General features: G+C 63.8%; 14 protein-coding genes. 5 read left to right on the plus strand and 9 right to left on the minus strand.

All coding sequences use genetic code 11. The features are described 5' to 3' along the window. Positions 1 to 7: 7 nt before the first annotated feature. From fabD to AC07S4_RS23470, 5 genes are all read right to left on the minus strand, one after another. Positions 8 to 949: an ACP S-malonyltransferase gene (fabD, locus tag AC07S4_RS23450; protein ID WP_494988916.1), complete on the minus strand. Its 942-nt coding sequence runs from the start codon at positions 947 to 949 to the stop codon at positions 8 to 10. A gap of 105 nt (positions 950 to 1,054) precedes the next feature. Further along, positions 1,055 to 2,041 (minus strand): beta-ketoacyl-ACP synthase III, encoded by a 987-nt coding sequence (locus tag AC07S4_RS23455; RefSeq protein WP_494988917.1) that lies wholly within the window; start codon positions 2,039 to 2,041, stop codon positions 1,055 to 1,057. Between the two features lie 16 nt (positions 2,042 to 2,057). Further along, positions 2,058 to 3,119, minus strand: coding sequence for a phosphate acyltransferase PlsX (gene plsX, locus AC07S4_RS23460; protein ID WP_494988918.1), 1,062 nt, complete (start codon positions 3,117 to 3,119; stop codon positions 2,058 to 2,060). Between the two features lie 147 nt (positions 3,120 to 3,266). Further along, positions 3,267 to 3,449 (minus strand): 50S ribosomal protein L32, encoded by a 183-nt coding sequence (gene rpmF / locus AC07S4_RS23465; protein WP_008449924.1) that lies wholly within the window; start codon positions 3,447 to 3,449, stop codon positions 3,267 to 3,269. Between the two features lie 208 nt (positions 3,450 to 3,657). Then, on the minus strand, positions 3,658 to 4,146 hold the full coding sequence (locus AC07S4_RS23470; RefSeq protein WP_494988919.1) for a YceD family protein: 489 nt from the start codon (positions 4,144 to 4,146) through the stop codon (positions 3,658 to 3,660). A 156-nt stretch (positions 4,147 to 4,302) separates the two neighbouring features. On the opposite strand from AC07S4_RS23470, the gene AC07S4_RS23475 reads away from it, so the two are divergent. From AC07S4_RS23475 to AC07S4_RS23495, 5 genes are all read left to right on the plus strand, one after another. Beyond that, the gene (locus tag AC07S4_RS23475; protein WP_494988920.1) at positions 4,303 to 4,914 is read left to right on the plus strand and encodes a Maf-like protein; all 612 of its coding nucleotides are present in this window, start codon (positions 4,303 to 4,305) and stop codon (positions 4,912 to 4,914) included. An 11-nt stretch (positions 4,915 to 4,925) separates the two neighbouring features. Continuing rightward, entirely contained in the window at positions 4,926 to 5,663 is a 738-nt protein-coding gene (locus tag AC07S4_RS23480) for an SAM-dependent methyltransferase (RefSeq protein WP_494988921.1), read from the plus strand. A 93-nt stretch (positions 5,664 to 5,756) separates the two neighbouring features. Next, positions 5,757 to 6,035 carry a hypothetical protein gene (locus AC07S4_RS23485; protein ID WP_494988922.1) on the plus strand — a complete coding sequence of 93 codons (279 nt, stop codon included), beginning with the start codon at positions 5,757 to 5,759 and terminating at the stop codon, positions 6,033 to 6,035. After that, positions 6,013 to 6,498, plus strand: a complete 486-nt coding sequence (locus tag AC07S4_RS23490) for a GNAT family N-acetyltransferase (protein ID WP_494988923.1) — start codon at positions 6,013 to 6,015, stop codon at positions 6,496 to 6,498. Before AC07S4_RS23485 ends, AC07S4_RS23490 begins: the two co-directional genes overlap by 23 nt. Next, positions 6,486 to 7,460: an alpha/beta fold hydrolase gene (locus tag AC07S4_RS23495; RefSeq protein ID WP_494988924.1), complete on the plus strand. Its 975-nt coding sequence runs from the start codon at positions 6,486 to 6,488 to the stop codon at positions 7,458 to 7,460. The genes AC07S4_RS23490 and AC07S4_RS23495 overlap by 13 nt, the downstream gene beginning before the upstream one ends. A 7-nt stretch (positions 7,461 to 7,467) precedes the next feature. Here the strand turns inward: AC07S4_RS23495 and AC07S4_RS23500 are convergent, their stop codons facing one another. The 4 genes from AC07S4_RS23500 to rraA all read right to left on the minus strand — a co-directional run bounded on the left by AC07S4_RS23500 (position 7,468) and on the right by rraA (position 11,920). Continuing rightward, entirely contained in the window at positions 7,468 to 8,745 is a 1,278-nt protein-coding gene (locus AC07S4_RS23500) for an EAL and HDOD domain-containing protein (RefSeq protein ID WP_494988925.1), read from the minus strand. Between the two features lie 75 nt (positions 8,746 to 8,820). Continuing rightward, on the minus strand, positions 8,821 to 10,017 hold the full coding sequence (locus AC07S4_RS23505) for a 23S rRNA (adenine(2030)-N(6))-methyltransferase RlmJ (RefSeq protein ID WP_494988926.1): 1,197 nt from the start codon (positions 10,015 to 10,017) through the stop codon (positions 8,821 to 8,823). A 339-nt stretch (positions 10,018 to 10,356) separates the two neighbouring features. Then, positions 10,357 to 11,337 (minus strand): Rpn family recombination-promoting nuclease/putative transposase, encoded by a 981-nt coding sequence (locus AC07S4_RS23510; protein WP_494988927.1) that lies wholly within the window; start codon positions 11,335 to 11,337, stop codon positions 10,357 to 10,359. 88 nt (positions 11,338 to 11,425) lie between these two features. After that, positions 11,426 to 11,920 (minus strand): ribonuclease E activity regulator RraA, encoded by a 495-nt coding sequence (gene rraA / locus AC07S4_RS23515; protein ID WP_494988928.1) that lies wholly within the window; start codon positions 11,918 to 11,920, stop codon positions 11,426 to 11,428. Positions 11,921 to 11,943 lie beyond the last annotated feature (23 nt).

Here is an 11,943-nt window from a genome sequence, read left to right on the forward strand (position 1 = left end):
TTCCTTGTTATTTGAAGGTGCCCAGTACGCGTTCCAGCGATTCCTGGTCGGTGATGGCGTCGCCCACCAGCACGGGATCGATGCGCTTGGCCAGGCCCATCAGCACCTTGCCGGGGCCGCACTCGACCACTTGCGTAATGCCGCCGGCGGCCACTTTCTGCATGGTTTCCACCCAGCGCACCGGGCTCGCGGCCTGGCGCACCAGGGCGTCCTTGATACTGGCCGGATCGTTCAGCACGGCCACGTCTACGTTGTTGATCAGGGCGATCTGCGGCGCCGAGAAGTTCAGGCCGGCCATGTACTCGCGCAGGCGGTCCGAAGCGGGCTTGAGCAGCGAGGAGTGGAACGGCGCCGACACCGGCAGCTTCATGGCGCGCTTGGCGCCCTTGGCCTTGGCGATTTCGCAGGCGCGCTCGACGGCGGCGGTGTGGCCGGCGATGACCACTTGCGCAGGCGCGTTGAAGTTGACCGGCTCCACCACCAGCGACGCATTTTCAGCGGCGGCTTCGGCGCAGGCGGCGCGCACGTCGTCGTCCGACAGGCCCAGCACCACGGCCATGGTGCCCTGGCCTACCGGCACGGCTTCCTGCATGGCTTGCGCGCGGAAGCGCACCAGCGGCACGGCGTCCTTGAAGGAGATCACGCCGGCGGCGACCAGCGCCGAGTACTCGCCCAGGCTGTGGCCGGCCACCACCGACGGCACCTGGCCGCCGGCGGCGATCCAGGCGCGGTACACGGCCACGGCCGCCGTCAGCATGACGGGCTGGGTGTTGGTGGTCAGGTCGAGCTCTTCCTTCGGACCTTCGGCCATCAGCTTGCCCAGGTCGAAGCCCAGCGCGTCCGACGCCTCGGCGATGGTCTGGGCCACCACCGGGTTGCCGGCGAAGCCGTCCATCATGGCGATGGCTTGCGAGCCCTGGCCTGGGAATACAAATGCAAATTTACTCATATTTGTCTCTTAGTTATTAACCAGATGCCTATTCTGGGGTCAGACCGAGCGGGTCCGATCCCGGACTTAGAGTACTAATTCTAAAACGGGCTGTATTTTACATCCTTACATACGAGCAAGGACAGCACCCCAGGTAAATCCGCCGCCCACGCCTTCCATCATGACGTTATGGCCTTTCTTGATGCGGCCGTCGCGCACCGCCTGGTCCAGCGCCAGCGGAATCGACGCCGCCGAGGTGTTGCCATGCTGGTCCACCGTGACGATCATCTTGTCCAGCGGCAGGCCCAGCTTCTTGGCGGTGCCGTTCATGATGCGGATATTGGCCTGGTGCGGCACCAGCCAGTCGATCTGGTCCGGCGTCATGCCGGCGTGCTCCAGCGCCTCGTGCGCCACTTTTTCCAGTACGCTGACGGCCAGCTTGAACACCGCCGGACCGTCCATGTACAGGTAGGAACTGCCCGCCACCGCGCCGCCGGCCAGGCTGCCCGGGATGCTCAGGATGTCCGAATGGCGGCCGTCCGCGTGCAGCTTGGTGGCCAGGATGCCGGGCTCGTCCGAACCGGTCATGACGATGGCGCCGGCGCCGTCGCCGAACAGCACGCAGGTGGTGCGGTCTTCGAAATTCAGGATGCGGGAGAACACTTCGGCGCCGATCACCAGCACGTTCTTGTGCACGCCGGCGCGGATGAAGGCGTCGGCGGTGGAGACGGCGTAGACGAAGCCGCTGCATACGGCCTGCACGTCCACGGCGGCGCCGTTGGTGGTCTGGCCCAGCTTGCGCTGCACGATGCAGGCGGTGCTGGGGAAGCTGCCGAAGAAGTCCGGCGTGGAGCTGGCGACAATGATCAGGTCGATATCGTCGATGCCCATGCCGGCCATTTCCAGCGCGTGGCGCGCGGCGTGCACGGCCAGGTCGGACGAAGCCTGCTCGGGCTCCGCGTAGTGACGAGCGGAGATACCGCTGCGGCTGGAAATCCACTCGTCGGACGTCTCTATCCCCTTGGCGGCCAACTGGGCAGCCAAGTCTGCGTTGGTCACTCGTTTTTCAGGCAGATAGCTGCCGGTGCCAATAATTTTGCTATACAAAGTCATGCGTTTCCATCCACTTTCAGGTGACGGAGCTGGGCTCCTGTGTAGTCTCCGTGCTACGTGGCATCAGCTCGGCGATCATGGTCGACAACTGCGCCTGCACATCATTTTTTGCAGCATCATACGCTCGCCGGATCGCCCATTCAAATGAATATGCGTCGGCGCCGCCGTGGCTTTTGAAAACCAGGCCGCGCAAGCCCAGCAGGCTGGCGCCATTGTAGCGGGACGGATTGAGGCGGCTCTTGATGGCCTTCAAGGCGCTGCTGGCAATCAGCGCGCCCAGCATGGTGAAGATGTTGCGCTTGAATTCGGAGGTCAGCACGTCCTTGAAGAAGCGCGCCACGCCTTCCACCGATTTCAGGGTGACATTGCCGACAAAGCCGTCGCACACCACCAGGTCGGTGGTGCCCTTGAAGATGTCGTTGCCTTCCACGTTGCCGTAGAAATTGAGCGCGCCGCGCTCGTGGTCGGCCTGCAGCAGCTTGCTGGTCAGCTTGACCACTTCATTGCCCTTGATGTCCTCGGTGCCCACGTTGAGCAGGCCGATGGTGGGCCGGGCGATGCCTTCCATGGCGTGCACCAGCACCGAGCCCATGATGGCGAACTGGTGCAAATGGTGCGGTTCGCAGTCGACATTCGCGCCCAGGTCGAGCATATAGGTGGGGCCGCCCTTCTGGTTGGGCATGATGGAGCAGATGGCGGGACGATCGACGCCGGCCATGGTCTTGAGCACGTAGCGCGACACGGCCATCAGGGCGCCGGTGTTGCCGGCCGAGACGGCGGCCTGGGCCTTGCCGTCCTTGACCTGCTCGACCGCCACGCGCATCGACGAGTCCTTCTTGCGGCGCAGGGCGACCTCCAGCGGGTCGTCCATGGCGACCTGCTCGGAGGCGTGGTGTATGGAAATGCGGGGGTGCGCCTCGGCGTGGTGCTTCTTGAGCTCCGCGCGGATAGCGTCTTCCAGGCCAACCAGGATCAGCTCGGCTTGCGCCTCACGTTTGAGAAAGGATATGGCGGCAGGAATGGTGACAGACAGGCCGTGATCTCCGCCCATGCAGTCGATAGATATTTTGATTGTCATTGTGGGACAAGTGCGCGCCTGAATGAATCAGGGCTGCAGAGATGCAAGTTTGACAGGCTGGCCTACTAGCCGCCGAGGAAAAGAAAAAAGCGGCGCCACGTCAGTAAATACCACGTCGCACCGCTCTTATTCTGGTAAAAACGTCGATTACTCGTCGTTTTTGGTCTTCAGCACTTTACGGCCACGGTAGAAACCGTTCGGGCTGATGTGGTGACGCAGGTGCGTTTCACCGGTGGTTGGCTCGATGCCCAGTTGCGGTGCAACCAGGAAATCGTGCGAACGGTGCATACCGCGCTTGGATGGGGACTTCTTGTTCTGCTGAACTGCCATGATGACTCCTAATACATAAGTTCTAAAATTCTAACACATTCGACCTGCAAATACATGCGAATCGAGTATCCCAGCGGCAAAATTTGCCATCGCCGATCAAACGACCGGCCCTACTAACTACACAATGCCAATACTCGCAATACTCGACTGCCTGCACGCGCTTTGACACGTTCCTTACTTACTGCTTATTCGGTATAGCGGGTTTTACTTATTTCTTGAGGTCTTTCAGACCTTCAAACGGCGACTTCTTCTCGGACTGCAGAGAGTCGAGCAGCACCGTATCCGGACATACATCGTGTTTCGGCGTGTGCGGCAGGGCCAGCAGCGCTTCATCTTCCACCAGGTACATCAGGTCCATGTCGCGGGTGCCCACGATCACGTCCACCGTTTCATCATCGACGATCTGTTCGATCTCGTCGGCTTGCTCGTCGTCCTTGCCCAGCATCAGCAGCGTCGAGGACGCCAGGTGGTGGGCATACGGCTGCATGCAGCGCTGGCAAACCAGTTGCACCGTGCCGTCCACAGTCAAGCGCATCTGCGGGAAGCCGTGCTTGCTGGTACCGCCCGCGACCTGCCAGGTGACAGAGCCGGACGCATCCGCGCATTCCTTGGCCAGGCGGGCCATTTCAGCAACCGGCGTTACGCCGCTGCGGCTTCCGTTGCTGCGGCTAAAGTCAAACGCGTCAATCACACTCATGGCCTGCATTCCCCGGAAAACCTGCGATAATAGCAGGGTTTTCACCAAGCCGTCAAAAGCTTTCACGCAAACCGCAGCCGCAAAGGCGCTTGCGGCAGCGCTGAACCACGGCGCACAGAGCATATAACAATTTCCCGCACAGGGCCAGTAAACCAGATGCTTACCGAACAGATTTCTTCCGCCCCACGCCTCATCCTCGCCTCCAGCTCCGCCTACCGCAAGGAACTGTTATCCCGCCTGCAACTGCCGTTCGACGTGGCGGTGCCGGACATCGATGAAAGCCCCCTGCCCGGCGAAACGCCGAGCGCCACCGCGCTGCGCCTGGCGCGCGAAAAAGCCGCCGCCGTGGCCGCCAACCACCCGGGCTGCCTGGTGATAGGCTCCGACCAGGTGGCCACGCTGGACGACGAGCAGATCGGCAAGCCGGGCAGCCACGCCGCCGCGCTGGCGCAACTGCAGAAAATGCGCGGCCGCGAAGTGGTGTTTCACACCGCGCTGTGCCTGTGGGATGGCCGCAACAGCGAGTCCTATATAGAAGACATCCAGACCGTCGTAAAGTTCCGCGACCTGCCCGACCACGAGCTGGCCGCCTACCTGCGCATCGAGCAGCCCTACGACTGCGCGGGCAGCGCCAAGAATGAAGCGCTGGGCATCGCCATCCTGGAACGCATCGACAGCAGCGACCCGACCGCACTGACCGGCCTGCCGCTGATCGCGCTGACCGGCATGCTGCGCCGGGCCGGCGTGTCCTTTTTCAACATCAAATAAGAAGCTACAACATGCCAGGCACCCTCTTCCTGATCCCCAACACCCTCGGCGAAACCGAGGCGCTGTCCCACGTCATCCCCGAACATGTGCAGGCCACCACCGCCGCGCTCGGCTACTTCGTGGCCGAGAACGCCAAGACCGCGCGCGCCTTCCTGAAACTGGTGGGGGCACAGCATCCGCTGTCGCGCCCGCTGCAGGAAATCAAGATCAGCGAACTGAACGTGAACACGCCGCAGCAGGCGCTGCTGGGCTTGCTGGAGCCGCTGCTGGCCGGGCAGGACGCCGGCCTGGTGTCGGAAGCGGGCGTGCCCGCCGTGGCCGACCCCGGCGCCGACCTGGTGCGTCTGGCGCACCAGCACGGCATTCCGGTGCGGCCGCTGGTGGGGCCGTCGTCCATCCTGCTGTCCGTCATGGCCAGCGGACTGAACGGCCAAAGCTTCGCCTTCAACGGCTACCTGCCCACGGACGCGGCGCAGCGCGCCAAGCGCATCAAGGAACTGGAAACGCGCTCGCGCAGCGAAAAGCAGACCCAGCTGTTCATCGAAACGCCCTACCGCAACGCGGCCATGCTGGAGGCGCTGGTGGCCAGCTGCGCCGGCGGCACGCTGGTGTGCGTGGCCACCGACATCAGCCTGCCGTCCGAAACCATCCGCACCATGACGGGCGCGCAATGGAAAGGCCTGCTGGCCGCCGGCAAGGCGCCTGACTTCCACAAGAAACCCACGGTGTTCCTGATCCTGGGCCAGTAAGGACGCCGCCGGTAACAAATAGTGACAATCCGTGAATTTTGGCGAGTCCCCCTGCTGCTAAGCTAGAGGTCTTTCTACAAAGCATGGAGCGCCATGAAGTTATCGGATATCGCTGCGCGGCTGGTCACCGGATGGTGCATCGTCTTGCTGCTGTACGGCCTCCACACATTCCCGGACGCGCCGTTCAAGCCCTGCCAGGACGGCCCCTACTGCGGCAAGAGCCACATCAGCCATACCGAAGAGGAATACGAGGCGTTTTCCCGCTGGCAGACGCTGCTGTTCGTATCCTGGCCGTTCGGCCTGCTCGTCGCATTCACGCGCAAGAAGAAACCATCCGCCGCGCCGCCCTATGAAAATTCGACCTACAACTGAAGCCGACTGGGAAACACTGAAGGCCATCCGCCTCGCGGCGCTGCTGGACGCGCCCACCGCATTCGGCGTGAGCCACGCCAGCGCCGCCGCCTACACGGACGCGCAATGGCAGGAGCGCGCCTCGGGCCGCAACGGCACCGAGTTCCTGCTCGCCTTCGACGCGGAGACCGGCAACGCCATCGGCATGGCGGCGCGCGCCGTCAGCGCGCAGCAGGAGTGCAATCTGATCGGCATGTGGGTCCAGCCCGCCTACCGTGGCACGCCGGCCGCCGCCGCGCTGGTGCAAGCGGTGCAGGCCGGCGCCGTGGCGGACGGCCACAAGCGCGTGGTGCTCGACGTGTCGCCCGACAATGCGCGCGCCTCGGCCTTCTACCGCAAGCTGGGCTTCGCCTTCCTGCCAGTATGGGAGCCGCTGGCCAGCTTCCCCGAGATCACGGTGCAAAAAATGGAATGGCTGGCGTGACGGCGGCCGGCAAGCGCCCGACACGGACCGCGCTGCTGCTCGTCCTGCTGGCCGCCCTGCTGGCCGCAGGCGCCGCCGCACCGGCCCGCGCCGAACGCCTGCTCGACGAGGCCAGCATACAGATCAAGGGCGAAGCGCGCCGCTACTACCGCCTGCACGACACCGAAGCGCCCGCCGGCTCGCCCGCCATCGTGCTGGTGAGCGGCTCCGGCTGCAACGACTACAGCGGACGCTTTGCCAAGTACTTCAAGAACTACCCCGCTTCCCTGGACCTGTACTTCCTGGAAAAACCGCATATCGCGAAAGGCGACAGCGGCGAACCCGGCACCTGCTCCGAGGCCTACAACCGCGCCGATACGCTGGGCCGCCGCGTGGCGGACACGCTGGAGTTCATTGCGCAGGAGCCGCGCCTGCAGGCGGCCGGGGAGCGCTCGCTGGCCATACTCGGCTTTTCGGAAGGCGGCCAGGTTGCGCCCATGGTCGCCGCGCGCAGCAGGAAAATCGGCTGGCTGGCCGTCATCGGCGCCGGCGGCATGAAGCAGGCGGACGGTTTCCTGGTCTTCGCCGACCGCGGCGTGGCGCCGTATGCGGACTTCACCAGAAAGCGGCTGGAAGCGGAGTTCGCCGCCATCGCCGGGGAGCCAGACTCCCTGAGCAAGGAATTCTTCGGCCACCCTTACGCCTACTGGAGCTCGCACCTGTTCCAGGATCCGCTGGCCGGATACGCGCAGCTCGACATTCCCATGGTGGTTGCCATGGGCGAGCAGGACGACGCCGAGCCGGTGGAGTCGGGCCGCTTGCTGAAGCGCTATTTTGCGCAGCGGCCCGCGAAGGATTTCCAGTTCATCGAATACAGGAACGCCGGCCACGGCCTGAAGGCGGGCGACAAGTCCCATATTGAAGATTTCATCGCCGCACTGGCGGCGTGGTTCAAGGGCGAGCGCAAGGCCTTCGGCCAATAATGCACTGTCAGTGGATGCCGCTGGTGTAGTCGTTGACCCACTCGTAGGCCGCTACCTGGATGGCGTACAGCTCGGCCGGCGACAGATGCATGTCGCCGAGCATGCGGCCCAGCACGGCCGGATCGCCGTCCTGCAGCCGCTCGCTGTGCTCGATCAGCGTGAGCAGGCGGCCGTAGTCGCCGTGCCGCGTCAGCAAGGCGCCGCGCACCTCGTCCAGCACGTTCACGCTGTCGAGGATTTCGCTCATCTGCACTGAGAACAGCGTATCCATCAGCGACATCACGCCCACCGTGAAGCCGATGTCGGCGCTGGTGCGCTGGCCGGGGCGCAGCCGCTCCACCATCAGCTCCAGCGTCTTGCCGCGCGTGGTGGCCATTTGCAGCAGGGGCGAGTCGAACTCGGGCTTCTGCCCGGTGCGCACGTAGAGCAGTATCTGCAGCCAGCGCTGCAGCTGGCGGCGGCCCAGCACGATCAGCGCATGGCCCACCGAGTTGATGCGGAAGCGCGCGCCCACCGCCGGGGTATTCACCAAGCGCAGCAGGTTGAGCGTGATCAGCGGGTCGTGCTTGACGCTGTGCTCGATCTCGCGCTGGTCGGCGTCCGAGTTGAGCAGGTTCAGCAGGTTGAGAATGGAGAGCTGGGACGGCGTGATTTTCTTGCCGCTCAGGATCACGGGACGGGCGAAGTAATAGCCCTGGAAGTATTCAAAGCCGAGGTCCATGCATTGCTGGAACTCTTCTATCGTCTCGACCTTTTCGGCCAGCAGCTTCTGGCTGGAGTTGCGCATGGACCCGGCCAGCGCGCTCAGGCGGGCCGGCTCCATGTGGTGCACGTCGACCTTGATCACGTCCATCATCGGCTGCAGCGTGCTGACGTCTTCGGACTCGGCCACCACGTCGTCCAGCGCGAAGCGGAAACCGGCCTCCTTCAGTTCGCGCACGCGCTCGACAACGGCGGGCGTGGCTTGCACGGTTTCCAGGATTTCGAGAATGACTTTGTCGTTCGGCAGGAAGCGGATGAAGTCGCTCATCAGGCCCACGGTGTCGACGTTGACGAAGGCCATCTGGTCGCCCACCACCTGCCCCATGCCGAGCTCGGAAGCGTGGGCGATGACCGAGGCGGTGGCGGCGGCGTCGTCCGTGACGTCGGCCCGGTCCGTATCCGCGTTGCGGAACAACAGCTCGTAGGCAACCAGGCGCTGGCTGCGGTTGAGTATGGGCTGGCGCGCCAGGTAAAAATGGTTGGCGAGGGCCGGCGCTATCTGTAGCGGCGAAGCAATGGTCATGGGCTGCCCCAATCTGCGTTGTTATGCTAAGACTATACCCATTGATAGAGTCTTGCCAACATTTATTAACGCAAATTAAGGACGGCGCGGCTTGGTGTTGCGTGGAGCGCCGGTGCGCGGGCCGTCGGTGCCCAGCTTGGCGACCGGCTTGGCGCCGGCCGGACGGCTGTAGCTGGCGCCGGGCGAACCGGGACGGCCCGTACCAGTACCGGCGCCGGGCGTGCCGGGACGCGACGAGGTGCGCAGGCTGCCGCGCGGCGCAGGCGCGTTATTGCCGCGCAAGCTGCCGCCGGGGCCGATGGCGCGCGGCGAAACCGGTGCGCGCAAGCCACCGCGTGGGTTGTTCTCGGCCTGCTGCAGCGAAGCGGCGCGCGGCGCGGTGGCGGCGTTGCCGGTTTCCAGCACGAAGCCGGCGCCGGCGTCCTCGCCCAGCACTTCCACCAGGTAGGGCAGCACTTCCTTGAGCGTGGCTTCCAGCGTGAACGGCGGGTTGACGATGAACATGCCGCTGCTGTGCAGGCCGCCGAAGCCGTCCGGGCCCGGGGTGCGGATGGTCAGCGTCACGTTCAGCCACTCGGTGCCCTTGATGTGCTTCATGCGCTCGGCGAAGTTGCGCGCCTCGATGCGCTGCAGGATGGGGTACCAGACCGCGTAGGTGCCGGCGGGGAAACGCTTGGTGGCGTCGTTCAGCATGTCCACCACCTTGCGGTAGTCCTGCTTGTCCTCGTAGGGGGGGTCGCACAGCACCACGCCGCGGCGCGACGGCGGCGGCAGCAGGCCTTTCAGTTCGTGGAAGCCGTCGCCGCGCGTCACCAGCACGCGCTTGCCGCGCACGGCGGAGCGGATGCCCTGCGCCGCCTTGTGCTCGTCGAGCTTGCGGAAGTTGTCGGTCAGGATCTTGGAGTCGGCCGGGTGCAGCTCGTACAGGCGCAGGCGGTCCTGCTCGCGCGCCACCTGGTCGGCGCAGTACGGCGAGCCGGGGTAGTAGCGCATCTTGCCGCTCGGGTTCATGGCCTTGATCAGGTCCACGTATTCGGCCAGCGCCGGCGGCAGGTCGGTGCGCTCCCACAGCGGACCGATGCCGGTTTCGTACTCGGCGTTCTTGGAGGCGAAATTGCCGTCCAGCGCATACACGCCCGCGCCGGCATGGGTGTCGATGTAGCTGTAAGCGGTGTCCTTCTGATTCATATACTGAAGCAGCTGGACCAGCACGAAATGCTTGAGCACATCGGCGTGATTGCCGGCGTGGAAGGCGTGGCGGTAACTGAACATGGTGGGGAATTCCTTAAAGATGGATGCTGCAAGGATGCATTATACCTAATGCGCTCCCCACCTGCCTTTGCGAGAAGATACTCCCAAGACATCTAACTTTCCTAATTGGAATGTAAGTTATCTTAAGAAAATACAATGAGACTATTGGAAAGAGTCTGCTAATCTAAAGCTACTTTAAAAACCACAGCAGCCTGGCGCCGCGTGGAACCGGATGATGTCGACGCTAAAAGCGGTATCCGGTTGTTACGGCGTGGGGCTAGGCCCGTTTCACAGCTTGTCCGGACAAGCTGCGCAAACGAATCGGCCGCACCGTTGCCTCAACGCGTGCGGCCATTTCTTTTATGGCCGGCCGAACAGGTCCTGCGGGGTCGCGCCGTCGAACAGTTTTTCTATCCAGCCCTGCAAGTCCGCCAGGCTGGAGGCGGCCACGCGCTGCTCCCATGCGGGTGGCGTGGCGCCGGCGCGCTTGGCCAACAATCTCAGTAGCAAGGCACGATTGCCTTGCAATACTTCTTCCCGTCCTTCTTCCCGCCCTTCTTCCCGTCCTTCTTCCCGTCCATGCATAGCCTCGTCGAATACGCACTCTTCCCACGAATCAAAATATTTGTCCTTCATGATGGCCACCTCCCTTTCCAGCGATACCCTTGGTTGTAGCTTATGCCGCAAACAGCGTTCTATCCAGCTCGACAGGCTGTCGCGCAAGGGCATGTTACGTTCCGCCTTCAGCCAGACTCCAAAGGATTTCAGTAGCTCAACACAGCCTTGCTTAGAGTGGCACTGCCGCAATCCAAACAGTGCAGCCACCAGATTGCGCTCGGCTGGGGGCGCCGCAGCCATACGGTGATGGTCGACCAGCAAATACTGCTGCTCAGGCTGCAGCCATGCCAGGCCCTCGGGTGCGGGCAACGCCAGCCCTGAAAGTGCACGGCTCGCAGTCCAGGCGCGCCGGCCTCCGTACAGGACTATAGGCAGCACTGGCGGAAGTTTTCCGCTGCGGCCAAGCTTGTGGCGCTTGATCAAATCCTGGTAGAGCAAGCCCACATAGACTTGCATGCGCAGAGCCATCCAGCGGTCGCTGGAGGACTGGAATTCAAGCAAGAGATAGACGTAAATGGATTCTCCGCCAACACGCAAGCGCCAAACCATGTCGTCATGGCGCTGTGCGCCTGCGCCGCCGACGTAACTGGCATTGATGCGCTCGAAAGCGGACACATCGAGTTTTCCCGCCCAGGCGAAAGGCAAACAGGCTTGCAGCAGGTCGCGCACCATCTCGGGGTGGGCGAATAGCTGTTTGTATCCGGTGTCAAAGTCGGCGCGCATGCGCAAAGTCTACGGCTGGTACGGCCCGGCCGGGGTGCTGGCGCGCATGAAGTTTGGGCGGGATCAAAGGCGCCCGCGCAAGCAGGCTCTAGCCGAGTTGATGCTGGGAGACGAGGATGCCGTCGGCGTCGGCATAGATCCAGTCGCCGGGGCGGACCGCGACGCCGCTGATGTGGACCCGCACGTCGCGCGCGCCGGCGCCGTTTTTGGCGCTTTTCTGCGGATGGGCGGCCAGCGCGCGCACCCCGACGGCGCAGGCGTTGATTTCGTCGGTGTCGCGGATGCAGCCGTACACCACGATGCCGGCCCAGCCGTTGTCCTGCGCCAGCAGGCCCAGTTGCCCGCCCACCAGCGCGCGCCGCAGGCTGCCGCCGCCGTCGACCACCAGCACGCCGCCATTGCCGGGCGTCTCCAGCGTGCTGCGCACCAGCGCGTTGTCCTCGAACACCTTGAGCGTGGTGGCGGGGCCGCTGAACTTTTTGTGCTGCCCAAAATGCTGATACACGGGCGGCAGCACGGCCAGCACGCCGCTCTCCAGCAGGTCCGCATTGTCGTCGCACAGGTCGGTGGTGGCAAAGCTCATGGGATCTCCGGCTTGAAGTTGGC

Source organism: Pseudoduganella sp. GW821-FHT05F09, assembly GCF_059419605.1.

Bases quoted from the DNA above. Each gene is read 5' to 3' on its own strand.
- AC07S4_RS23480 (WP_494988921.1), top strand. From the start codon at position 4,926: ATGCCAGGCACCCTCTTCCTGATCCCCAACACCCTCGGCGAAACCGAG.
- AC07S4_RS23495 (WP_494988924.1), top strand. From the start codon at position 6,486: ATGGCTGGCGTGACGGCGGCCGGCAAGCGCCCGACACGGACCGCGCTG.
- AC07S4_RS23500 (WP_494988925.1), bottom strand. From the start codon at position 8,745: ATGACCATTGCTTCGCCGCTACAGATAGCGCCGGCCCTCGCCAACCAT.
- AC07S4_RS23455 (WP_494988917.1), bottom strand. From the start codon at position 2,041: ATGACTTTGTATAGCAAAATTATTGGCACCGGCAGCTATCTGCCTGAA.
- AC07S4_RS23470 (WP_494988919.1), bottom strand. From the start codon at position 4,146: ATGAGTGTGATTGACGCGTTTGACTTTAGCCGCAGCAACGGAAGCCGC.
- plsX (WP_494988918.1), bottom strand. From the start codon at position 3,119: ATGACAATCAAAATATCTATCGACTGCATGGGCGGAGATCACGGCCTG.
- fabD (WP_494988916.1), bottom strand. From the start codon at position 949: ATGAGTAAATTTGCATTTGTATTCCCAGGCCAGGGCTCGCAAGCCATC.
- rraA (WP_494988928.1), bottom strand. From the start codon at position 11,920: ATGAGCTTTGCCACCACCGACCTGTGCGACGACAATGCGGACCTGCTG.
- AC07S4_RS23505 (WP_494988926.1), bottom strand. From the start codon at position 10,017: ATGTTCAGTTACCGCCACGCCTTCCACGCCGGCAATCACGCCGATGTG.
- AC07S4_RS23485 (WP_494988922.1), top strand. From the start codon at position 5,757: ATGAAGTTATCGGATATCGCTGCGCGGCTGGTCACCGGATGGTGCATC.
- rpmF (WP_008449924.1), bottom strand. From the start codon at position 3,449: ATGGCAGTTCAGCAGAACAAGAAGTCCCCATCCAAGCGCGGTATGCAC.
- AC07S4_RS23510 (WP_494988927.1), bottom strand. From the start codon at position 11,337: ATGCGCGCCGACTTTGACACCGGATACAAACAGCTATTCGCCCACCCC.
- AC07S4_RS23490 (WP_494988923.1), top strand. From the start codon at position 6,013: ATGAAAATTCGACCTACAACTGAAGCCGACTGGGAAACACTGAAGGCC.
- AC07S4_RS23475 (WP_494988920.1), top strand. From the start codon at position 4,303: ATGCTTACCGAACAGATTTCTTCCGCCCCACGCCTCATCCTCGCCTCC.